This window comes from Cardiobacterium sp. (assembly GCF_057314735.1).
In genome coordinates, this window is record NZ_DBHKZK010000029.1 from 76726 (window position 1) to 97237 (window position 20512).

26 protein-coding genes are annotated in these 20512 nt (G+C 59.8%); 14 read left to right on the forward strand and 12 right to left on the reverse strand.

What is annotated here, in order from left to right:
- Positions 1-18: 18 nt before the first annotated feature.
- The 5 genes from ACO54Z_RS03460 to ACO54Z_RS03480 all read right to left on the reverse strand — a co-directional run bounded on the left by ACO54Z_RS03460 (position 19) and on the right by ACO54Z_RS03480 (position 4158).
- Complete coding sequence (locus tag ACO54Z_RS03460) at positions 19-465, reverse strand: hypothetical protein (RefSeq protein ID WP_485995765.1); 447 nt, start codon at positions 463-465, stop codon at positions 19-21.
- A 111-nt stretch (positions 466-576) separates the two neighbouring features.
- Positions 577-1839: a transcription termination factor Rho gene (gene rho / locus ACO54Z_RS03465; protein WP_485995766.1), complete on the reverse strand. Its 1263-nt coding sequence runs from the start codon at positions 1837-1839 to the stop codon at positions 577-579.
- A 55-nt stretch (positions 1840-1894) separates the two neighbouring features.
- A complete protein-coding gene (trxA, locus tag ACO54Z_RS03470) occupies positions 1895-2221 on the reverse strand; it encodes a thioredoxin (protein ID WP_298081135.1) in 327 nt (108 codons plus the stop codon).
- A gap of 195 nt (positions 2222-2416) precedes the next feature.
- The gene (gene pyrE, locus ACO54Z_RS03475) at positions 2417-3076 is read right to left on the reverse strand and encodes an orotate phosphoribosyltransferase (protein ID WP_485995792.1); all 660 of its coding nucleotides are present in this window, start codon (positions 3074-3076) and stop codon (positions 2417-2419) included.
- Between the two features lie 248 nt (positions 3077-3324).
- Complete coding sequence (locus ACO54Z_RS03480; RefSeq protein WP_485995767.1) at positions 3325-4158, reverse strand: transferrin-binding protein-like solute binding protein; 834 nt, start codon at positions 4156-4158, stop codon at positions 3325-3327.
- 133 nt (positions 4159-4291) lie between these two features.
- Here ACO54Z_RS03480 and ACO54Z_RS03485 point away from each other — a divergent pair, with 133 nt between their 5' ends.
- From ACO54Z_RS03485 to phnE (ACO54Z_RS03510), 6 genes are all read left to right on the forward strand, one after another.
- A complete protein-coding gene (locus ACO54Z_RS03485) occupies positions 4292-5068 on the forward strand; it encodes an exodeoxyribonuclease III (protein WP_485995768.1) in 777 nt (258 codons plus the stop codon).
- A gap of 18 nt (positions 5069-5086) precedes the next feature.
- Positions 5087-6004 (forward strand): AraC family transcriptional regulator, encoded by a 918-nt coding sequence (locus ACO54Z_RS03490; RefSeq protein ID WP_485995769.1) that lies wholly within the window; start codon positions 5087-5089, stop codon positions 6002-6004.
- A gap of 296 nt (positions 6005-6300) precedes the next feature.
- Positions 6301-7320 (forward strand): phosphate/phosphite/phosphonate ABC transporter substrate-binding protein, encoded by a 1020-nt coding sequence (gene phnD / locus ACO54Z_RS03495; RefSeq protein ID WP_485995770.1) that lies wholly within the window; start codon positions 6301-6303, stop codon positions 7318-7320.
- Positions 7321-7345: 25 nt separating this feature from the next.
- Positions 7346-8104, forward strand: coding sequence for a phosphonate ABC transporter ATP-binding protein (gene phnC / locus ACO54Z_RS03500; protein WP_485995771.1), 759 nt, complete (start codon positions 7346-7348; stop codon positions 8102-8104).
- Positions 8101-8904, forward strand: coding sequence for a phosphonate ABC transporter, permease protein PhnE (gene phnE, locus ACO54Z_RS03505; RefSeq protein WP_485995772.1), 804 nt, complete (start codon positions 8101-8103; stop codon positions 8902-8904). Before phnC ends, phnE (ACO54Z_RS03505) begins: the two co-directional genes overlap by 4 nt.
- A complete protein-coding gene (gene phnE, locus ACO54Z_RS03510) occupies positions 8897-9712 on the forward strand; it encodes a phosphonate ABC transporter, permease protein PhnE (RefSeq protein WP_298081142.1) in 816 nt (271 codons plus the stop codon). The genes phnE (ACO54Z_RS03505) and phnE (ACO54Z_RS03510) overlap by 8 nt, the downstream gene beginning before the upstream one ends.
- A 208-nt stretch (positions 9713-9920) precedes the next feature.
- Here phnE (ACO54Z_RS03510) and ACO54Z_RS03515 read toward each other — a convergent pair whose 3' ends face one another.
- The 6 genes from ACO54Z_RS03515 to ACO54Z_RS03540 form a co-directional block, all read right to left on the reverse strand.
- Positions 9921-10625 (reverse strand): lipoyl protein ligase domain-containing protein, encoded by a 705-nt coding sequence (locus tag ACO54Z_RS03515; protein WP_485995773.1) that lies wholly within the window; start codon positions 10623-10625, stop codon positions 9921-9923.
- Between the two features lie 31 nt (positions 10626-10656).
- Entirely contained in the window at positions 10657-11514 is an 858-nt protein-coding gene (locus tag ACO54Z_RS03520; RefSeq protein ID WP_485995774.1) for an EamA family transporter, read from the reverse strand.
- Between the two features lie 177 nt (positions 11515-11691).
- Positions 11692-13053: a hypothetical protein gene (locus tag ACO54Z_RS03525; RefSeq protein WP_485995775.1), complete on the reverse strand. Its 1362-nt coding sequence runs from the start codon at positions 13051-13053 to the stop codon at positions 11692-11694.
- Positions 13054-13074: 21 nt separating this feature from the next.
- A complete protein-coding gene (locus ACO54Z_RS03530) occupies positions 13075-13353 on the reverse strand; it encodes an RnfH family protein (RefSeq protein ID WP_298081145.1) in 279 nt (92 codons plus the stop codon).
- 2 nt (positions 13354-13355) lie between these two features.
- The gene (locus tag ACO54Z_RS03535; RefSeq protein WP_485995776.1) at positions 13356-13892 is read right to left on the reverse strand and encodes a hypothetical protein; all 537 of its coding nucleotides are present in this window, start codon (positions 13890-13892) and stop codon (positions 13356-13358) included.
- Position 13893: 1 nt separating this feature from the next.
- Positions 13894-14325 (reverse strand): type II toxin-antitoxin system RatA family toxin, encoded by a 432-nt coding sequence (locus ACO54Z_RS03540; RefSeq protein ID WP_485995777.1) that lies wholly within the window; start codon positions 14323-14325, stop codon positions 13894-13896.
- A gap of 39 nt (positions 14326-14364) precedes the next feature.
- Here ACO54Z_RS03540 and smpB point away from each other — a divergent pair, with 39 nt between their 5' ends.
- The 8 genes from smpB (at position 14365) to ACO54Z_RS03580 (ending at position 20003) form a co-directional block, all read left to right on the forward strand.
- Positions 14365-14835 (forward strand): SsrA-binding protein SmpB, encoded by a 471-nt coding sequence (smpB, locus tag ACO54Z_RS03545; protein WP_298078709.1) that lies wholly within the window; start codon positions 14365-14367, stop codon positions 14833-14835.
- A gap of 186 nt (positions 14836-15021) precedes the next feature.
- Positions 15022-15723: an MBL fold metallo-hydrolase gene (locus tag ACO54Z_RS03550; RefSeq protein ID WP_485995778.1), complete on the forward strand. Its 702-nt coding sequence runs from the start codon at positions 15022-15024 to the stop codon at positions 15721-15723.
- Positions 15716-16141: a GNAT family N-acetyltransferase gene (locus ACO54Z_RS03555; RefSeq protein WP_485995779.1), complete on the forward strand. Its 426-nt coding sequence runs from the start codon at positions 15716-15718 to the stop codon at positions 16139-16141. The genes ACO54Z_RS03550 and ACO54Z_RS03555 overlap by 8 nt, the downstream gene beginning before the upstream one ends.
- A 150-nt stretch (positions 16142-16291) precedes the next feature.
- Positions 16292-17320 carry a methionine ABC transporter ATP-binding protein gene (locus ACO54Z_RS03560; RefSeq protein WP_485995780.1) on the forward strand — a complete coding sequence of 343 codons (1029 nt, stop codon included), beginning with the start codon at positions 16292-16294 and terminating at the stop codon, positions 17318-17320.
- Entirely contained in the window at positions 17310-18038 is a 729-nt protein-coding gene (locus ACO54Z_RS03565) for a methionine ABC transporter permease (protein ID WP_485995781.1), read from the forward strand. Before ACO54Z_RS03560 ends, ACO54Z_RS03565 begins: the two co-directional genes overlap by 11 nt.
- 240 nt (positions 18039-18278) lie before the next feature.
- A complete protein-coding gene (locus ACO54Z_RS03570; protein WP_485995782.1) occupies positions 18279-19055 on the forward strand; it encodes a MetQ/NlpA family ABC transporter substrate-binding protein in 777 nt (258 codons plus the stop codon).
- A 101-nt stretch (positions 19056-19156) separates the two neighbouring features.
- The gene (locus tag ACO54Z_RS03575) at positions 19157-19345 is read left to right on the forward strand and encodes a hypothetical protein (protein ID WP_485995783.1); all 189 of its coding nucleotides are present in this window, start codon (positions 19157-19159) and stop codon (positions 19343-19345) included.
- Between the two features lie 388 nt (positions 19346-19733).
- Entirely contained in the window at positions 19734-20003 is a 270-nt protein-coding gene (locus ACO54Z_RS03580) for a DUF2335 domain-containing protein (protein WP_485995784.1), read from the forward strand.
- Between the two features lie 162 nt (positions 20004-20165).
- Here the strand turns inward: ACO54Z_RS03580 and ACO54Z_RS03585 are convergent, their stop codons facing one another.
- Positions 20166-20405, reverse strand: a complete 240-nt coding sequence (locus ACO54Z_RS03585) for a hypothetical protein (protein ID WP_485995785.1) — start codon at positions 20403-20405, stop codon at positions 20166-20168.
- Between the last annotated feature and the right edge of the window lie 107 nt (positions 20406-20512).

Below are 20512 nucleotides of genomic sequence, written 5' to 3' on the forward strand. Positions count from 1 at the left end.
TGCGGTTTTGCCCGGATTTCAGCCGCTTGCGGGGAACCAGCTCGCGGGTGGCTGGGCGAGCATGGCCTTGAGGTTTTCGCCGCACAGCCAAGCAGTGCGGCCATCGTCAAGGTAGTGCGCGTGATGATAGGTGTTGTAACCGCCGAGGGTGTAGGGTTTGCCGTCAAGGGTGAGGGTGAGCGGGCGCGGGTTGGGCGGTGCCTTGAGGTCGGCGAGGGGCTGCGGGCTGTGGCAGGTGGCGAGGATGTCCAGCATTTGTTCGGCTCTGCCGGGGCGGACGGGTTTGCCGTCGCCCGTCCAGCCGCCGCTGCCGCGCTCAAGGGTGATGGCGCTGTCTTTTTGGGTGATGGTGATGCGTTGCACCCGCGCCGGGTCAAGGAAGCGGTCGGCGTGGTCAAGGCGGTAGTCAAGGGTAAGGAAGGTCGCAAGCAGGGCGAGCCAGAGGAGGAGAGAGACGCTGGGCATGGGTTGACGGAATGTCTGGAATGGCGCTGATGCCGGAAGGGGGCGCGCAGCCGCAGCCATTGCCCGTCCCCTCCGCTATTCTGCAAGGGGCGGGGAATGGAAGCGCACGGGTTATTTGACGTTCTTCATCGACTGGAAGAATTCTTCGTTGGTCTTGGTGTTTTTCAGGCGTTCCAGCAGAAATTCGCTCGCTTGCAGTTCGTCCATCGGGTGCAGGATTTTGCGCAGTATCCAGGTTTTTTGCAGGACGTCGGGGTCAATCATCAGTTCTTCGCGACGGGTGCCGGAGGGGTTGATGTCGATTGCCGGGAAGATGCGTTTTTCGGCGATGCGGCGGTTCAGGTGGATTTCCATGTTGCCGGTGCCCTTGAATTCTTCGTAGATGACTTCGTCCATTTTCGAGCCGGTGTCTATCAGGGCGGTGGCGATGATGGTGAGCGAGCCGGCTTCTTCGGTGTTGCGCGCCGCGCCGAAGAAGCGTTTGGGGCGTTGCAGGGCGCTGGCATCTACGCCACCGCTCAGGATTTTGCTGGAGGCGGGGGTGATGGTGTTGTAGGCGCGGGCGAGGCGGGTGATGGAGTCGCAGAGGATGATGACGTCTTTTTTGTGCTCGACCAGCCGCTTGGCTTTTTCGATGACCATTTCCGCGACTTGCACATGGCGCTGCGCCGGTTCGTCAAAGGTGGAGGAGATGACTTCGCCTCTGACGCTTCTTTGCATTTCGGTGACTTCTTCCGGGCGCTCGTCAATGAGCAGCACGATGAGGTAGCACTCGGGGTGGTTTTGGCTGATGGATTGGGCGATGTTTTGCAGCATCACGGTTTTGCCCGCTTTCGGCGGCGAGACGATGAGGCCGCGCTGGCCTTTGCCGATGGGCGCGATGAGGTCAATCATGCGCGGGGTGATGTCTTCGCTGCTGCCGTTGCCCAGTTCCAGTTTGAGCATTTCGTCGGCGTGCAGCGGGGTCAGGTTTTCAAAGGGGATTTTGTGCCGCGCCGCGCCGCGTTCGTCGTAGTTGATGGTGTCGATTTTGGTCAGCGCGAAGTAGCGTTCGTTTTCTTTCGGCGGGCGGATTTTGCCGGTGATGGTGTCGCCAGTGCGCAGGTTGCCGCGGCGGATGAGGCCGGGCGGGACGTAGATGTCGTCCGGGTTGGCCTGGTAGGAGTTCACTTCGGCGCGGAGGAAGCCGTAGCCGTCTTGCAGGAGTTCGAGGGTGCCGTCGCCGCTGATTTCTTCGCCGCCTTTGGCGTGCGCTTTGAGGATGCTGAAGATGAGGTCTTGTTTGCGTTTGCGGGAGATGTCGTCAAGTCCCATGGATTCGGCGAGTTCGAGGATTTCCTGGGAGCTTTTTTGTTTTAGATCGCTGAGGTTCATACGGTGTGGTGATGGCTGGGAATGTTTGCCCCCGCGTGATGCGGGGGCGGGTGGGTCATGACATATGCGGTTTGGCGAAGTTCAGCAGGTCTTCTTTGCTCGCAAGGCCGATGTGGGTATCGACGTGCGCGCCGTTTTTGAAGAGGAGCAACGTCGGAATGGAACGGATGCCGTATTGCGCGGCGAGGTCGTTGTTCGCATCAACATCGACTTTGACGATTTTTAGCTTGCCGTCGGTTTCGGCGGCAAGGGCTTCGAGTTCGGGGGCGATGGCCTTGCACGGGCCGCACCAGGTCGCCCAGAAATCGACGATGACGGGTACGCTGGCGCCAATTACTTCGGCCTGAAAGTTGGCCTCGCTGACTGCGATGGGTTTGCTCATGGATAGTCTCCGGTTGGGATGTGTGCGGACGGCGAATCGGCACTGCGGTATTGCACCGCAGGGGATGGAAGTTAAAGGGGGATTCGCGTCGGCGGGTAAAGAAGAACCGCGCAGGAGGCGCGGCGGCGCGCAGTATAGCCGCTTCGCCGCCTGTTTCCTACTGCCGCGCCTAAATGGCGGCGAAAAAAGGGCTTTTCAAGCGCGTGCGCCGTAGCGGGCACGGTAGGCCTGCATCGCGGGCAGGTGCGCGGCGAGGGTGGTGTCGTCGCCGATGTACTGCAAAAGGTCGTCGAGGGTAACCACGGCGGCGGTGGTTAATTGCTCGCTTTGTGCCAGCCGCGCGAGGGCGGTGTCGCCGCCATCAACGGTTTCCTGACGGTCAAGCGCGACGACAACCGCGACCGGTTCGGCGGCTGCCGCGCGCAGCACCGTCAGCGATTCGCGGATGGCGGTACCGGCGGTCAGCACGTCATCCAAAATCAGCACGCGCTTGCCTGCGAGCGGCGCGCCAACCAGTGTGCCGCCCTCGCCGTGGTCTTTCGCTTCCTTGCGGTTGAACGTCCACGGCAGCGACAGGCCGTGTTCCGCGTGCAGCACCACTGCCACCGCTGCCACCAGCGGAATGCCTTTGTAGGCGGGGCCGTAGAGCGCGTCAAAGGCAACGCCTTCATCACGCAGGCGCAGCACGGTTGCCGCATAGGCGCGCGCCATTATGGTGAGCGCTTCGCCACTGGCAAAGGCGCCCGCGTTGAAGAAATACGGACTTTGTCGCCCTGATTTCAGCGTGAAATCACCAAACTTCAGCGCCGCAACCGCGAGCGCCGCGCGCAAAAAATCTTTCTGATAGGCTGCCAGCATCATTCACCTCAAAAAACAGTTTCAAAATCATCATGTATAGCGATACACCGAAAGCCTCAGACAAGGCGCGTCGCTGAAGACAGTACGCGGTTGTACGGCGCGGGTTTCCCATAAAAATGGCTTCGCCATTTTTATGGGTGCCCGGTCAAGCGACGCAACACCGTATGAGGCTTTCGGGGGATTGCTATAAGCCAACGGATGCAAAAACCCGCCCGTAAACCTTCGGGCGGGCTGCCAAAGGCGGGTTACAGTCTTCGCGCGCCGAACGAACCCATCACCGGTGTGGGTTCATCAATGCCCGGAATATCGGTGGCGGTGCCTTTGAAGATGCCGCCCACCTGTTCAGCCTGCGGGCCGTAGAAATGTCCCTGCATTTCCACGCCGTTTTTGCTGCCGCTGAACGCATTGCCGTTGATTTTGCCGCCCAGTTCGATGGGATTGACGCGGCTGTCGCCATAGACTTCACCGTCAATGGTTTTTTCGTCGAAATCCACATGGAATGAGGAAAGACCGGTGCGGAATGCCGGGTTAGTGCCCATCGCGAAGGTGCTGAGGCCGATGTAGTAAGTATCGCCGGAAGTGGGCATCTTGTCGGTGGGGGTCGGGTCGCCGAGGGCGAACACATAATGCTGTTTGTCGTTGCCCGCGCCGCCAAATTCCGTATGGAAGCCGAAGCGGACATAGCTCATGATGTTGCGACCGTTGGTAATCGTGCGGGTTTTGCCGTCATCGGATGTTGTCCCGAAATTCTGATCCTCAAACTCCGGACGGGCAACGGTAATATTGTGGCCGTTAATGGAAATGACCGAATCGCGGTCGCCGCTGACACCAATGGGGCGGGCGGTCGTCAAATCGTTCTGGTCAGCGAAAAAAGCGGCGCCCGCAGCAGAAGTCGTTTGCTTGCCCGTATTCGCCGGTTGGCTTGGCTGATTCACATTGCCAGATGAATTTGCCTGGTTCGGGACACTGGATGTCGCCTTGGGATCCACCGGTTGCGTATCGTCATCGCCGCCACCCCCGCATGCAGAAAGGGTGAGTGCCGCGGCAGAAACGAAAACCGCCAGTATGGATTTCTTCATAAAACATTCCTTTAATTAAACAAAAAACGCCCTTGCGGGCGCGGGCAATTTTAGCGGACTTTATCGCCCACGACATCGGCAATTACGCCTCTTGATATACTGCGCGCCCCACGCATCCCAGGATTAGAAAAAAATGTTCAAAATCATCACATTCAACGCCAACGGCATCCGTGCCGCCGCGCGCAAGGGCTTCTTCCAATGGCTCAACGCGCAAGACGCCGACGCTGTCTGCATCCAGGAAACCAAGGCGCAACTGCCGCAACTGGAAGGCGACGCCACCTATTTTCCCTTTGCCCACAACCACTATCACGACGCGGAAAAGAAGGGCTACAGCGGCGTCGCCTTGTACCTGAAACACCCGCCGCAGGCGGTGCAGCACGGCATCGGCTGGGCGGAAATCGACAGCGAAGGCCGCTATCTGGAGGCGCGCTACCCCGGTTTTTCGCTCATTAGCCTTTATATGCACAGCGGCACCAGCGGCGAGGAGCGTCAAGCCAAAAAAGAAGCCTTTATGGCGAAACTGGCGCCGTGGCTGAACGCGCGGGCAGCGGCGGGCGAGCGCCTCATCCTCTGCGGCGACATCAACATCGCCCACACCGAAAAAGACCTGAAAAACTGGAAGGGCAATCTGAAAAACAGCGGCTTCCTGCCGCAGGAGCGCGCGTGGCTCACCGACCTTTTCGCGGGTGAATTTCGCGACGCCTTCCGCCTTGTCCATCCCGAACTGGAGCAATACACCTGGTGGAGCCAGCGCGGCAATGCCCGCGCCAACAACGTCGGTTGGCGCATCGACTACCAGATTGTCAGCGCCAACCTCGCCGCGCAGGTGGAAAGCGCCAGCGTTTACACCGGCGAAAACTTCTCCGACCACGCGCCGCTCATCATCACCTACCGCGATTTGCAGGGATGAGCCTTCCCCGAACCGCCCATGCCCACCGATTACGCCAAGCGCCTACGCCCGGTCATCCGCCATCTTGAACAGCATTACCGCGAGCCGCTTGACCTCACCGCGCTTGCCGACATGGCGGCGCTGTCGCCTTACCATTTCCACCGCATCTACAAAGCGGTTGTCGGCGAAACGCCTGCTACGACCGTGCGCCGTCTGCGTCTGGAAAACATCGCACGCCAGCTCTTTTACGATGCCAACGCTAACATTACTGCCCTCGCGCTTGAGCACGGCTACGCCAGCTCGCAGGCGCTGGCCAAGGCGTTCCGCGCCCATTTCGGCATCACCGCGAGCGAGCTGCGCGCCTGCCGCGACCTCGCAAGCTATATCGCGACCCTGCAAAACAGCAAAATCGGACACCTGCTGCACAAAACGGGACACGCCGCCCGCCCGGCACAGGGCGATACTGTCGCGGTCATCAACCCACAGGAGCAAACCATGACCAGCGATATGCAAACGACCACCCTCGCGCCATGTACCGTCGCCTACATCCGCGTCGTCGGCGAATACGGCAAGAACTATGAGGCTGCGACCAACCGTCTCTACCAATGGGCGGGCGCGCACGGCTTGGCCGATGGCGAATGTCTCTATATCTACCTCGACAGCCCGGAAATCACGCCCGCCGACAAATGCCGCACCGACATTTGCCTCATCGTGCCGGAAGACGCGCCAACCGCCGACGATATCGAAAAGCAGCGACTGCCCGGCGGCAGTTACGCCGTCATTCGCCGTACGGTCAGCGATCCGGCGCAGTACCGCGTGTATTGGGAAGAAATCATAGCGGCGGTCATCGCCGCGCGGCTGGAAATCGACAACCGTCCCTGTTTTGAACGTTATCACCACTACGACGATGCCAGCGGCGTGGCTGATGTCAGTTTTTGCGTGGCGGTAGTGCTGTAAAGCGCATGGCAACAACCGGGCAAATGCCCGGTTTTTTTTTTGCGCCCGTCAGCGCATTTCGGCGGCTGGCACAGAAATTTGTGAGTATCGTTATAAAAAACTGTGGATTACCCACTTTTTTCTGCGGTTATCTGTGGATTATAATGGGTTCAGATTGTTGAAATGTGTGAATTGTCGCACTGCCGGATGCGCATCTTTCAACGCTACCGTTTGTTTCTCAGGCGGTTATCCCCTTGCAGGAATCAACAGCTTTTGGTCCTGAAGGTTTGCCTCTCCCCACATCCATAATGGAGCTCATGATGCAATTTGATGCCAGGCACAATGTGATGCCGATGTTCCGTCTCGGTCTGCTCGCGTCGGCGGGGCTGGCTTTTGCCGGTACCGCGCTGGCGGCAGATGACGCCTGCCCGCACCGCGGCGATCTCGATGCGATTTATTGCGACGCCGACAATGACATGGTCGCCGATCCGCCAACCGACCCGAAGAAATTCCGCGACCCGAAAACGCTGGTTTTCGCCTTCACTCCGGTGGAAGACCCAACCGTTTATGAAAAGCTGTTCCAGCCGTTCATGGGGCATTTGTCGCAATGCGTTGGCCGCAAGACGGTGTTTTTCGCGGTGCAGTCAAACGCGGCGGAAATTGAGGCGATGCGTTCCGGGCGCTTGCACATCGCCGCTTTTTCGACCGGCCCGACCAACTTCGCGGTCAATATCGCCGGTGCCGTCCCCTTCGCCATTCGCGGCACGGAAAAAGGCCCTGAAGGCGTCTCCATCAATATGATTGTGCGCAAAGACAGCCCCTACCAGCAGCTTGCCGACCTGAAGGGCAAAAATGTCGCGCACACCTCGCCGTCTTCCAACACCGGCAACCTCGCGCCGCGCGCGCTCTTTGTCGAACAGGGGCTTACCCCCGACAAGGATTACAAGGTGGTCTATTCCGGCAAGCATGACCAGTCCATTCTTGGCGTCAAATCAGGCGATTACGACGCGGCTCCCGTCGCCAGCGATGTGTTGCAGCACATGATTGAACGCGGTGTGGTCGGCGCCGATGATTTCAGGACGCTCTATACCAGCGAAATGTTCCCGACTGATTCCTACGCCTACGCGCATGATTTGAACCCGGAACTGGTGGCCAAAATCAAGCAATGTTTCTTCGACTACCGCATTCCGCCGGAAATGGCGAAAGGGCTGGGTGGCGACCGCTTCCTCCCCGCCAATTACCAGAAAGACTGGGAGCTGGTGCGCAAGGTTGCGACCGCCGCCGGGCAAAGTTTGAACCGCAGCGGCTATGAGGCCGAAAACGCGAAGAAGAAATAGGCTTGATGAACAGGCGGAGACAATCATGAGCGCCATTTTGCAAATCAGCGGCCTGACCAAGGCCTACAAGCCCGGTGCGCCGGTACTCAAAGGCATTGACCTGAGCTTTGCCGACAGCGGCCTGACGGCGATTATCGGCCCTTCCGGGACGGGCAAATCGACGCTCATCCGCATCATCAACCGCCTGATTGACCCCAGCGACGGCTCGATTCTCTTCAAGGGGGAAGAGCTTTCCCGCATCAAGGGGCGGGCGCTGCGCGAGGCGCGGCGGCGCATCGGCATGGTGTTTCAGGAATACAATCTGGTCGAGCGCCTGAGCGTCATGGAAAACCTGCTGACCGGGCGACTGGGCTACGTTTCGCCGCTAAACGCCTGGTTGCGCCGCTTCCCCGCCGCCGACATCGCCTACGCCTGGCGTCTGCTCAACATCGTTGGCCTTGCCGACTTTGCCAACCAGCGCGCCGACAGCCTCTCCGGCGGGCAACGGCAGCGGGTGGGCATCGCCCGCGCCCTGATGCAGCGCCCGGAAATCCTCTTGGCAGACGAGCCGACCTCCTCGCTTGACCCGAAAACCTCGGTGGAAATCATGGAGCTGCTGAAATCGCAAGGCATCGACCACCACATCCCGGTGCTGGTCAACATCCACGACGTCGGCCTCGCGCGCCGCTATGCCGACCGCATCATCGGCATGAACGGCGGCAAAGTCGTCTTCGACGGCGCGCCTGACGCCTTGACTGATGCCGACCTGAATACCATTTACGGCGGCAAGGACTGGTTGCAATGAACGCCCCGACCACCCCGCCGCTCCCCGCCAGCGTCCGCCCCTTCCGCGCCTCCTTGGGGGCGCAACTGCTGGCGCTCGCGCTCATCGCCTACAGCCTCTATGCCCTCGGCCAGCTCTACTTCTCCGCCGAACGCTTCCTCAAGGGCATCGACAACGGCGCCCGCTTCCTCGCGCGGATGTTCCCGCCGAACTTCAAAGACTGGCCGCAACTGCTCACCGGCCTGGTGGAAAGCCTGCAAATCGCCGTGCTCGCGACCTTCTTCGGCGTACTGTTCTCCCTGCCCATCGCCATCCTCGGCGCGCGCAACCTCATGCCCGCCTGGGTCACCTGGCCGGCGCGCTTCATCGTCACCTTCTGCCGCGCCTTCAACCCGGTCATCATCGCCATCATCTTCATCAAGGCGGTCGGCTTCGGCCCGCTGGCGGGCATCCTCGCGCTCATCGTCGCCTCCATCGGCTTCGTTGGCAAACTGTTCACAGAAACCATCGAAGAAATCTCGATGAAACAAATCGAAGCCGTGCGCGCCACCGGCGCCCCCTTCATCTCCGTCGTCACCTACGGCGTTCTGCCGCAAGTCATGGCGCGCCTCGTCGGCTTCTGCACCTACCAGTTGGACGCCAACCTGCGCAACTCCACCATGGTCGGCATCGTCGGCGCGGGCGGCATCGGCGGCACCCTCTTCGCCGCCTTCCAGCGCTTCGAATACGACTTCGTCCTCGCCATCCTGATCACCATCATCGCCGTCGTCCTCCTCGGCGAACTGGCTGCCAACGCGGTCAAACGGATCTTCAATGTCTGACGCAAACACCGCGGCACACCCCGCACGCCTTTGGCAACGGCACACGCTCACCGAAAAACTCATCCGCACCGCCTTCTGGCTGGGCATCGGCATCGCCGTCGCGCTGTCGCTGCAACACATCAACGTCATCTGGGAATTTCTCTGGGACGCGCCGGAACAAATGCTGGACATGGTGCAGCGGATGTACCCGCCCGACTACGCCTACTACCGCCTCGAAGTCCACGCGGCGCTGCTGGAAACCTTCCACATCGCCACCCTTGGCACCCTGTTCGCCCTCGTCGCCGCGCTGCCGCTATCCATCCTCGCTGCGCACAACCTGACACCCAACCGCGCCCTCAACTTCCTCGCCAAAACGCTGCTCGTCGCCAGCCGCTCCGTCAACTCGCTCGTCTGGGCGCTGCTCTTCATCGCCATCTTTGGCCCCGGCGCGTTGGCGGGTACCGTCGCCATCGCCTGCCGCTCCGTCGGCTTCATCGGCAAACTGCTCGGCGAAGCGCTGGAAGAAGTGCCGCGCGGCAGCATCGAAGCGCTGAAAGCGGCGGGCGCGACGCAGAGCAGCCAAATCCTCTACGGCTACTGGCCAGCCGTCAAACCGGCCTTCTGGTCGATCATGCTGCTGCGCTGGGACATCAACGTGCGCGAATCCTCCGTCCTCGGCCTGGTCGGCGCCGGCGGCATCGGCATGATCATGCAATCGGCGATTGAACTCTTTGAATGGGATCGCGTCGCCGTCATCCTGCTGACCATCTTCGCCGTCGTCGTCATCGCCGAAATCGTCATCACCTACTTCCGCCGCCGCCTGATCTAGCGCTGTTTATAGCCATCCACCGAAAGTTTCAGACAAGGCGCGTCGCCGAAGACAGTACGCTTTTGTACGGCGCGGGTTTCCCTAAAAAATGGCTCCGCCATTTTTTAGGGTGCCCGGTCAGGCGACGCAACACCGTATGAGGCTTTCGGTGGATGGCTATACAAAAAAACCGGGCGTTGCCCGGTTTTTTATGCGCCAGAAGCGGTCGTCAAACCATTCCCGGTGCGCTCACCAACGCTGCCAACGCTTCAGCGACCTCGTGAGCGCTGACCGGCGCAAGGTCGGCAACGGCGACCGTACGCTCCGGTAGATAGCGTTGCGTGCTGCCCAGCGCTGCCTCAAAGCGGTTGGCGCGGGCGGTCAGCACCGGCGCGGCGGCGGCGATAATCACCGCTGATACCAGCGCGGTATGCAGTTGCGCCCCGCCCCGGCGTTGCCAGAACTGCGCCGTACCGGCGATTTTGCGCCCGCCAACGGCGAGGTTGAAACGGCCATCGCAGAAGGAGCCATGCACCGCCTGATAATCCGTTGCAATGGCGAAAGTGGCGAACAGCTTTTGCAACAGCGCGCAAAGGTGGCGGTAATGACGCTCGGCAGCAGCCACCGGATAGGCGGTGGCGACAGGGTAGGCGAGATAGAGATTGACGGTGTCGGGCGACTGCGGCACCACGCCGCCACCGCTCAGGCGGACGTGTACCGGTAGCCCATCGGCGGCCAGTGCGGTGCAGGCGGCAGTAAAACCCGGCTTGCTGCGGTAACTGCGCGGTACAACGATGCCGTCGCGCCCACAATGCACCAGGGCGACGCCGCCCCGGCGTTGCACACTCAGGTCAATCAGGTGCTGTTCGTTGCCCGCCCAGTCGCGGCGGGACAGGTCAAAAGTATGCTCAGGCAGGAGGAAAAAACGGGGCATGGCGAATGTGGTCGGGTATGTAGAGCGGCCTTCACTCCGCCTTGTGCATCATCGCCCGTTGCACGCCGTAGATGGAGGCGAGCACCAGCACGAAGCCGGTCAGCGCGCGCAGGCCAAGGCGCTGGTCGAGCAGCAGCCAGCCGAGGGCGAAGGCGCAGACCGGGCTGAGCAGGCCAAGCGAGGAGACGGTCGCGGGCGAGAGCCAGCGGATGCCGCGGAAAAAGAGGACGTAGGCGAGCAGCGTGCCGCAGAGGCACAGGTAGGCGTAGCCGCCGATGTTGCGTGCGGTAAGTGCGGGCAGCGGCGGCTCACCGGCGAGTGCCAGCGGCAGCAGGCAAAGGCCGCCGATGGTCAGTTGCCAGCCGGTCAGCGCCAGCACGGAGAGGTGCATCTGCCAGCGTTTGGTGAGGAAGATACCCGCCGCCATCGCGCACGCGCCCGCCAGTGCGGCGGCGATGCCGAGCGGGTCGTAGCGGTTTTGCGGGCTGGCGACCAGCAGCACGATACCGGCGACGCCGAGCGCAGCCGCCAGCCAGGCCGCTTTGGGCGGACGCATTCCCGCCAGTGCCATCAGCGCCAGCACCAGCAGCGTTTGCGTGGAATTGAGGATGGCGGCGAGTCCGCCCGGCAGGCGGTAGGCGGAGACAAAGAGCATGGTCTGGAAGAAGGCAATGTTGAGCACGCCGATGGTGACGAGGCGCGGCATGACGGCGCGGCGCGGCCATTCGCGCGTCCACAACAGCAGCAGCAATCCGGCGGGCAGGCAGCGGATGAGCGCGGCGGTGAGCGGGCGGTCGGGCGGCAGGTATTCGGTGGCGACGTAGTAGCTGGAACCCCAGATGAGGGTGGCGAGCGCGGTGGCGCAGAGGGTCAGAGCGTGGCGGGGCATGGTAATTTCCGTTTAAGAACCTGTTCAAGATTCCGGGGCGAGGTGGGAGTGATGCGGGTTGGGATAGGATGCAAGGCGCAAAACGCAGGCAATGTGGGCTACCTTGCCAAGTTTTGCAACGCCGCAGACCGCCCAATCCCGCGCACATCCCGACCGTCACGGGATTTTGAACAGGTTCTAAGGTTGCTGTTGCAACATATGGGTGTTGGCGGTTTCCCGATAAGTTCGCAGGGAGGATGAATCGTCCAGCAGCTGGGTTTCCTCTTTTTCCGCTTTCAGATAAAGGTCGTACCCGTTGCCGGATAATGTGGCAGATTCCAGCAATACATCGTTTGGCCAGTCTGTAATTGAATCATAACCCTGAATAATATCCCCACGCTGATTCAGAAGATAGGCAGCTATATACAGGCTTCCGCTACGTCTTTTTGCCTCAGCCATAAAAAGTATCAGGGTATATTTTTCATTGCAGAAAGCCTGGGAAAGAAATTCCCCTTTTTCGAGGATAAGTTCCATGTCATGCAGGCGGATATGTTTGCCGCCTTGCGGTAACGGACAAGCGCGCAGGGTAATATCACTTTCTTCTTTATAGGTTTCTTCTTTGTAGAAGGGGAAATCACGCCGCCAGATTTTTTCCGGGAGAGGGGGATAGATGCCACGTGAGGAATCGGTACGAAATTCCTGCTGCCAAACGGGATCGCCATTGCCACGGCGCAGGGTGATGTGAAAGCGCTGCGGGGGGTCAGGCACAATCTGGTAACGGTAATCCGCTACGTTGCCGGGGCGGGCGATGATCACGGGATAATCGTATGGATTGAGGATGCCATAGTAGTAGCCGGGTTTTGCACCGGGGAAGGGTTTGTCGGTGTCTTTCAGGCTGGTATAGCGCAGGAGTTTCAAATCAGGAATGGCGTTCTCAACGATAATATTGGCATCCGCTGGCAGGCGGAAATCTTCCGGGACGGGCTGAATCTCAATGCCGGAAATGGTTTGGGTCGTAAATGCCATGCTGGGCGGAAGCAGGTGCTCCCTTTCTTCATCATTCATAATCCGGTATTGGTAGATATTCAGACCAATCAGCAGGGTAATGGCAAGGCTACAGAAAAATCCGGCAATACACAGGAACAGGGCAGGGTCGGAATGATGACGTACCGCCCGGGCAAGGGTCAGCACAATATAGGAAAGCAACCACAAGACGGCACCCCATCCCCAGGAAAGAACGGGGTCGAATTTGGGCATTTCACTAACCAATATCGTGGTATGAAAAATAATGGTCGCCGTCATTAGCCACATAATGCCCAATGAAATGATGCCATCTTTGCGCAGCAATGCCACCCAAAAGAAGATATTGGAATAAAGCGCCCAGCAGGATGCGGGTTGCAAGAAAGCGAATGGCATTACCGAGAGCAAGATCCAGCCGGTCCAGTTGCCCCAGGAATCCGCGTGTGACGTGAGGAATCCCGGCAGCGAAAGGGAGATGAACCATAAAATGAAGGCAAGAAGTTTTAGCGCGTTACTCCAATGCTGTTGCCGGTTTTCCATGCGGATTCCTTGTTCTTTAATTTAGCGCTGCCTTGCTCGCTGGCGGCGCATTTCTTTCGGGTCGGCGATGAGCGGGCGGTAGATTTCAACGCGGTCGCCATCGCGCAGCACGTAATCCAGCGGACGCGGCAGGCTGAAGACGCCGAAAGTCGCTTTTTGCAAATCCAGATGCGGGAAAAAGCGCACCATGCCGGAGCGCTCCACCGCTTGCTTGAGCGTCGCGCCTTCGTTCATAGTGAGGGTAATGATTTTCTGCCGTTCCGGCTCGGCGTAGGCGATTTCAACGCGGATGGTTGTCATCGTTAGCCCCGCCGCACTTGGTAATAGCGCCACAGCCAAAGCAGAACCAGCACCAGCAGGCTGGTCAGGCTGAGAAAGCCGGTCAGCGTTTTGAGTGTGCCGAGGATACTGCCCGCGCCCGCCAGTGCGGGGGAGATGTCTGGGTATTGGCGCAGCATGGTGAACGTCGCCGCATTTTCCAGCCAATCGCAGACGGCGCTGCAAACGGGCAAGGCGCATAGCAGGGCAAACCAGCGCTGCGGGCGGAAGTTCTTGCGCAGCAGGACAGCGAGCAGATTGGCGTAGGTCAGGGCAAAAAGCAGCGGGTAGAGGCTGTCGAGGACGAGCTGGGGCACGCGGTAGTAATCGCGCCCCGCCTCACCCAACGCGGCAAAAAGGCGCGCCGGATAGTCTGGCGCATAACCGAAGGGCAGCATATCGAGCGGCGGCAGACCGCCAGCGAAGACCTGCAAAGTTGGGAGCGTGCGGCTTGCCATCCACAAATAAAGGGCGTTGGTCAAAATAAAAAGCGCCGCAAGCAGCAGCGGTTTCTTCAGCATGTTATACCCCGTAAACCTGTGCGGCGCGGCGGGCAAAGGCATCGACCATGGTGTTGCTCATGTGGTTCATCAGCCCGCCAAGGATGGGCGCGAGCAAGAGCGGCACTTCAAAATCCATGCTGTAGCGCACTTCGCAGCCGCCGTCGTCGGTTGCTACAAATTCCCAGCGGCCGCGCAGGTGGCGAAACGGCCCTTCGACCAGGGCGATGTCCATCCAGTGCGGGTAATCGAAGCGGTTGCGGGTGGTGAAGGATTTGTGAAACGCGCCTTTTTGTGCGGTGATGGTGCCAACCAGTTCGTGCTCGTTGCGGCTGACCAATTTGCCGTTAGCACACCACGGCAAAAATTGCGGATATTTCTCGACGTCGGCGACCAAATCAAACATCTGCGACGGCGTCCAGGGCAATTTTTTCGACTTGCGGATTTGTGGCACAATAGGCGTCCTTTCAGGAATTTGGCGGCATTTTACCCCATGAGCAAGAAAAGCAAAGAACAGGACAACAACATCATTACCAACCGCAAAGCCTTCCACGATTACTTCCTGGAAGAGCATTTTGAAGCAGGCATCGCGCTGGAAGGTTGGGAGGTGAAAGCCCTACGTGCCGGGCGCATCCAAATCAAAGAAAGCCACATCCTCGTCAAAAGCGGCGAGGTTTTTCTTTTCGGCGCCTACATCACGCCGCTACCAGCCGCCTCGACCCACGTCATCGCCGACCCTTCGCGCACGCGCAAACTGCTGCTGCATCGCAATGAAATCAGCAAATTAATCGGCGCTGCCGAGCGCGACGGCTACACCCTGGTGCCGGTGAACCTCTACTGGAAAAACGGCTACGTTAAAGTAAACCTCGCCATCGCCAAGGGCAAAAAAGCCTTCGACAAACGCGCCAGCGAAAAAGACCGCGACTGGGCGCGACAAAAAGAACGCCTGATGAAAATTCACTGACCCGTTTGGCATTCCGAAAAACGGCGGCGGGGCGCTCCCTCCCCTGCAGGGCGAAGCCCGCAGCGGGGGAGGGCAGGGGTGGGGGTAGCGCCCGCGATATTACCGTCGATGCAAACCAGTCATCCGTGAGGACATCACCAAACCCCCCCCCCCCTTCCTTTTGAAAACCCGACACCGAGAACCCGCATGGCACACGAAATCCTCACCCTCATCGCCGAAGACCACGACAACTTCATCCACATCCTCGCCGACCGCCACACGGGCGAGGCGATGGTCGTCGATCCCGCCTGGGACGCCGAAGGCATCCGCGAAGTGCTGGCCGAAGAAGGGCTGATGCTCACCGGCATCCTCATCACCCACAGCCACCACGACCATGTGAACGCGGTGCGCGAACTCTACGGCGAGCGCATCACGCTCTTTATCAGCGAAGCCGAGCAGCCGCACTGGCCGGATTGCCCCGAAGACGCAGTACTCGTTAATGATGGCGACGAAATCAGCTTCGGCGGCAGCAGCATCGGCGTCATCATGACCCCCGGCCACACCCCCGGCAGTTGCTGCTACCACCTCGGCGGCGACCTCATCACCGGCGACACCCTCTTTATTTACGGCTGCGGCCGCGCCGACCTCAAAGGCAGCGACCCGCATGCCCTCTACCGCAGCCTGCAAAAGCTGAAGACCCTGCCTGCCGCCACCCGCCTGCACGTCGGCCACAACTACGGCATTGCCGAAAGCACCACCCTCGGCGAACAGCTCGCGGGCAACCCCTTTCTTATGATTGACAACGAAGCCGACTTCGTCCGCTACCGCATGGAGCTGGCGGCGAAAACGCGGCACGCGCCCTACGGTCCCATCAGCCGCGACGAACTGGCGCGGGTGCTCCGTGGCTGACATTACCTACCGCACGATGACGGCGGCGGACATCTCCGCCGCTTTGGCGCTGTGGCGCGCCATCCCCGGCGTTTTCCTCGACGCTGCCGACGAACCCGCCGCACTCGCCGCCTTTTTGGAACGCAATCCGGGCTTGAGCGACGTCGCCCTTGCCGACGGCGAAATCATCGCCACCTTGCTTTGCGGCGAAGATGGCCGCCGCGCCACCCTCTACCACCTCGCCGTCGCTGAACACTGGCGCGGACGGGGCATCGCCCGCCAACTGCTCACGCGCAGCGAAGAGCGCCTGCGCGCCCGTGGCATCACGAAAATGCGCCTGCTCGTCCTCAGCGACAACGCCGTCGGCAACGCCTACTGGCCGAAACAGGGCTGGCGGCAGCAGACCGAACTCAATTACTACAGCAAGAGCCTGATTTAACGCGCGCCATACCACCGCTCCGCCTCCTGTGTATGGGGGCAGGATGGCTATAAACGTCGCCCGATAACCAGCCGTTATTCCCTGATGCAAACCTTTCATATCCCGCGCCGTGGCGGGCGGCTATAATCGCCCGCCTGCAAAGGACACCCCATGATTACCCTCGAAAACCTGCAAAAAACCTACCAGCACAAAGGGCGCGACATCCACGCGCTCAACGGCGTTTCGCTGCACGTCGCCCCCGGCGAAATCTACGGCGTCGTCGGGCAAAGCGGCGCGGGCAAAAGCACCCTCATCCGCTGCGTCAATCTCTTGGAACGCCCGGACAGTGGCCGTGTCATCGTCGCCGGGCAAGAGCTGACCGCAATGCCGCCTGCCGAACTCCTCAAGGCGCGCCACAAAATCGGCATGATATTCCAGCACTTCAACCTGCTTTCAAGCCGCACGGTGTACGACAACATCGCCCTGCCGCTGGAACTGGTCGGTGCCAACAAAAAAAACATTGCCAGCAAAGTACTGCCGCTGCTCGCACTGACTGGCCTTGAAGACAAGGCAAGCCACTACCCGGCACAACTCTCTGGCGGGCAAAAACAGCGCGTTGCCATCGCCCGCGCCCTGGCCGCCGGGCCGCAGGTGCTGCTTTCGGACGAAGCGACCTCGGCGCTCGACCCGAAAACCACCGAAGACATCCTTAACCTGTTGAAAAACATCAACGAAAAACTGGGGCTGACCATCCTGATGATTACCCACGAAATGGAAGTCGTTAAACACATCTGCGACAAAGTCGCCCTTATTGATGGCGGACAACTGGTTGAAACCGCCGACGTCAGCACCTTCTTCACTGCGCCCGCCTCGGCGCTTGGCAAACAATTCGTTGCGCAAACCCAGCGCTTCGACCTGCCGGAGGACTACCAGAGGCGCCTCAAACCCGCCGGCATGCACCCCGTCGTCAAAATCGGCTTCCTCGGCCACCACATCGACGAACCCGTCCTCTCCTCGCTGACCAAACGCTTCGACGTCAACATCAGCATCATCCAGGCCAAAATCGAACACATCGGCAGCAGCACCCGTCACGGCCTGCTCGTCGCCGAAATCATCGGTGAACCGGGGCAGACCCGCGATGCACTTGCCTATCTCACCACCCAACCCGTCAGCACGGAAATCCTCGGCTATGTTGAATAACCTCCTCAAACTCTGGCATGCCATCAGCGGATGGTGGGAATCCTTCACCACCTGGCTGCACGCCCTCATCGGCGACATCCCCTACCTGCTCGTCAGCAGCACCTTTGAAACCCTCTACATGACGCTGACCGCGACCGCGTTTGCCACCCTGCTCGGCGTGCCGCTCGGCGTCATCCTCTACGCCACCCGTCGCGGCCGCTTTCTCGCCAACCCGTATGTCTATTACCCGCTCGGCATCGTGGTGAATATTGGCCGCTCCATTCCCTACCTCATCCTCGCGCTGTGGATAATCCCCTTTACCCGCGCCATCGTTGGCGTTTCCATCGGCAACACCGCCGCCATCGTGCCGCTCACCCTCTCCGCCGCGCCCTTCATCGCGCGCATGGTGGAAAATATGCTGAACGAAGTCCCCGGCGGCCTCGTCGAAGCGGCGCAGGCGATGGGCGCCAGCCCGGTGCAAATCGTGCGCAAAGTGCTGCTGCCGGAAGCGCTGCCGGGGCTGACCAACGCGCTCACCATCACCCTGATTGCCCTCATCGGCTACTCAGCCATCGCCGGCTCGCTCGGCGCGGGCGGCCTCGGCAAAGTCGCCTACGCCTACGGCTACCAGCGCTACCGCCCGGACATCATGCTCTACACCGTCTGCACCATCGTCGTCCTCGTGCAGCTCATCCAGTGGCTTGGCGACGCTCTCGCCAAACGCTTTGACCATCGCTAAACCAACCCCCTCCCCCGTGGGGGAGGGTCGGGGTGGGGGCAGCAAATATAAAAAGCCTGTCCCTGTTCATGAACAGCATCGCTCACCCCCTCCCCAGCCCTCCCCCGGGCCCCACGCAAAATGCGTCCGCATTTTGCGTGGGATCCCGCCCGCTGCGGGCTGAGCCCTGCAGGGGAGGGGGATTTCCAGGCAAAGCCAAACCAAGGTTTAACCCCATCCATCCACAAACCCGGAGAAACCATGAAAAAACTGACCCTCGCTGCCCTCATCGCCAGCTTCGCCCTTGCCGCCCAGGCCGCGCCCTTCAAAGTCGGCTCAATGAGCGGCCAAGAAGCCGACCTCGTCAAAGCCGCTGCCAAAGTCGCCAAAGAAAAACACAACCTGGACGTCGAAATCGTCGAATTTGACGACTACGTCGCGCCGAACGTTGCCCTTGCCGACGGCTCCATTGACGCCAACGCCTTCCAGCACAAACCCTATCTGGACGTCATGGTCAAAGACCGTGGCCTCAAACTCGTGCCGGTTGGTAACACCTTCGTTTACCCCATCGGTGCTTACAGCAAAAAAATCAAGGACATCAAAGAGCTGAAAGACGGCGCGACCATCGGCCTGCCGGGCGACCCCTCTAACGAAGGCAGAAGCCTCATCCTTCTCGAAAAACAAGGCCTCATCAAGCTGAAAGACAGCAAAAACCTCGAATCCACCGTGCTGGACATCGCCGAAAACCCGCACAACTACAAATTCAGCGAAGTCGATGCCTCGCTCGTGCCGAACAGCCTGCCGGATGTTGACCTCGCCTTCATCAACTCCAACTACGCCATCAACGCCGACCTGCTGCCGAAGCGCGACGCGCTGATTCTCGAAGACCCGGATTCACCGTATGTGAACATCATCGTCGTGCGCGAAGCGGACAAGGACAAGGACGAAGTGAAAAAATTCGTCGATGCCTACCACAGCAAAGAAGTGGAAGACGCGGCGGAAAAAGTCTTCAAGGGTGCCGCCGTCAAGGGCTGGTAAACCCCCGCCTTTCCCGCCACAAAAAACCGTCCTCCGGGGCGGTTTTTCCGTTCGCATCACGCTCCGCATCGCCTAAAATACGGCGCATGGAGGTATCACCCATGGCAAAAACAAAAACCTTTCAGGAACAACGCCGCGCCATCCTTGAAGGCGCTGCGTCCATTTTTGATATCGCGCCGCACATGACGCCGCGCAATTTTGATGCGGGTAATGACACGCGCAATCTGGCACGCGACTGGCATAACATCGGGCGCGATCTTGCTCACGCAATGAAATGCGAGGAAGCATGAGTGCACAGCGACCCGCAAGCGAACAGAGAGCGGGACGCACCCGCGTATTGCTGCCTGAAGAACGGGAAGCGATCAAGGACATCGTAACCATTAGACATCTTTCCAAACCAGGCAAAGGCATACGTTTTTTGGAATTTGTATCCCTGCCCCCACCCCAGCCCTCCCCCACGGGGGAGGGAGCCGTTCTGCGGCAGATTCAAATAACAGCTGTCATATCGCATATGGATAATTATGAAACTATTGCTATTTTTGCAGCCAATGAGTTCCCTCCCCCTGTGGGGGAGGGTTAGGGTGGGGGCAGCAGACAACAGCTCGGCAGGTTTGGAATTTTGTCGGGTTGCCGTGCAAGTTATGGTTTGGAAGGAAGTCTATTGAAGCGCGACGGCAGATGGTCAGCTACGAGGGTCCTTTGCCACCGTCTGCCGAATTTGGTCGCTATAACGAAATTCTGCCTGGCGCAGCAGAACGCATTTTGGCTATGGCAGAGCGGGAGCAGGAAGCGCGGCTTGCCGCGCAAAAGGCGGTGATTGACAAGGAATACCGTCTGCGGCGACACGGACAAATCTATGCGCTGATAATCACTGCAGCATTCATGTTTCTGGCAGGCGTATTCATTCAAAAGGGTACTACCTCGGCGCGGTTACGGTATTGGGCATGATTGCCGCCATCGCGGGAATATTTGTAAGCGGCAAGTCAGAGAAAGCGAGCCCGCAAAAGCCGGTGGAGGAATTACCGCCATCGCATGAAGGAGACTGACATCCCCGTGCGTCATCCCCGCCACAAAAAACTGCCCTCCGGGGCGGTTTTTTATGCGGTCATCTCAATGGCTTGAGGCAATATCGGCATCCCAGTCGATAACCCAGTCGTGCTGCGCCATAAACGTTTTCAGCTCGCGCGCGTCGCTTGCCCAGTGGTCGTAATGGTCTTCCGGGTTGAAGGGCGAGGTGAGCAGCACGAGAAATCCGCCGGTATAGTCCTTGTCGTTCAAAATTCTGATATGCCAGCCGAAGTAATCGCCCTGGATAATCTTGCCGGTTTTGTTGATTTCAATGCCTGCCATGCCACACCTGAAAGAATTGCCGTCTGTTGGACGCGGGACGGATGCCGCAGTTCGCCCTGTCGCGCCGCGCATCATAAGGGTTTTCGCGCCACACGCCAACGACCGTG

Bases quoted from the DNA above. Each gene is read 5' to 3' on its own strand.
- ACO54Z_RS03580 (WP_485995784.1), top strand. From the start codon at position 19,734: ATGGTCAGCTACGAGGGTCCTTTGCCACCGTCTGCCGAATTTGGTCGC.
- trxA (WP_298081135.1), bottom strand. From the start codon at position 2,221: ATGAGCAAACCCATCGCAGTCAGCGAGGCCAACTTTCAGGCCGAAGTA.
- ACO54Z_RS03525 (WP_485995775.1), bottom strand. From the start codon at position 13,053: ATGGAAAACCGGCAACAGCATTGGAGTAACGCGCTAAAACTTCTTGCC.
- ACO54Z_RS03560 (WP_485995780.1), top strand. From the start codon at position 16,292: ATGATTACCCTCGAAAACCTGCAAAAAACCTACCAGCACAAAGGGCGC.
- ACO54Z_RS03515 (WP_485995773.1), bottom strand. From the start codon at position 10,625: ATGCCCCGTTTTTTCCTCCTGCCTGAGCATACTTTTGACCTGTCCCGC.
- ACO54Z_RS03480 (WP_485995767.1), bottom strand. From the start codon at position 4,158: ATGAAGAAATCCATACTGGCGGTTTTCGTTTCTGCCGCGGCACTCACC.
- ACO54Z_RS03530 (WP_298081145.1), bottom strand. From the start codon at position 13,353: ATGACAACCATCCGCGTTGAAATCGCCTACGCCGAGCCGGAACGGCAG.
- ACO54Z_RS03550 (WP_485995778.1), top strand. From the start codon at position 15,022: ATGGCACACGAAATCCTCACCCTCATCGCCGAAGACCACGACAACTTC.
- phnE (WP_298081142.1), top strand. From the start codon at position 8,897: ATGTCTGACGCAAACACCGCGGCACACCCCGCACGCCTTTGGCAACGG.
- phnE (WP_485995772.1), top strand. From the start codon at position 8,101: ATGAACGCCCCGACCACCCCGCCGCTCCCCGCCAGCGTCCGCCCCTTC.
- phnD (WP_485995770.1), top strand. From the start codon at position 6,301: ATGATGCAATTTGATGCCAGGCACAATGTGATGCCGATGTTCCGTCTC.
- ACO54Z_RS03535 (WP_485995776.1), bottom strand. From the start codon at position 13,892: ATGCTGAAGAAACCGCTGCTGCTTGCGGCGCTTTTTATTTTGACCAAC.
- ACO54Z_RS03585 (WP_485995785.1), bottom strand. From the start codon at position 20,405: ATGGCAGGCATTGAAATCAACAAAACCGGCAAGATTATCCAGGGCGAT.
- ACO54Z_RS03520 (WP_485995774.1), bottom strand. From the start codon at position 11,514: ATGCCCCGCCACGCTCTGACCCTCTGCGCCACCGCGCTCGCCACCCTC.
- phnC (WP_485995771.1), top strand. From the start codon at position 7,346: ATGAGCGCCATTTTGCAAATCAGCGGCCTGACCAAGGCCTACAAGCCC.
- ACO54Z_RS03485 (WP_485995768.1), top strand. From the start codon at position 4,292: ATGTTCAAAATCATCACATTCAACGCCAACGGCATCCGTGCCGCCGCG.
- ACO54Z_RS03460 (WP_485995765.1), bottom strand. From the start codon at position 465: ATGCCCAGCGTCTCTCTCCTCCTCTGGCTCGCCCTGCTTGCGACCTTC.
- ACO54Z_RS03490 (WP_485995769.1), top strand. From the start codon at position 5,087: ATGCCCACCGATTACGCCAAGCGCCTACGCCCGGTCATCCGCCATCTT.
- ACO54Z_RS03575 (WP_485995783.1), top strand. From the start codon at position 19,157: ATGGCAAAAACAAAAACCTTTCAGGAACAACGCCGCGCCATCCTTGAA.
- smpB (WP_298078709.1), top strand. From the start codon at position 14,365: ATGAGCAAGAAAAGCAAAGAACAGGACAACAACATCATTACCAACCGC.
- ACO54Z_RS03570 (WP_485995782.1), top strand. From the start codon at position 18,279: ATGAAAAAACTGACCCTCGCTGCCCTCATCGCCAGCTTCGCCCTTGCC.
- rho (WP_485995766.1), bottom strand. From the start codon at position 1,839: ATGAACCTCAGCGATCTAAAACAAAAAAGCTCCCAGGAAATCCTCGAA.
- ACO54Z_RS03565 (WP_485995781.1), top strand. From the start codon at position 17,310: ATGTTGAATAACCTCCTCAAACTCTGGCATGCCATCAGCGGATGGTGG.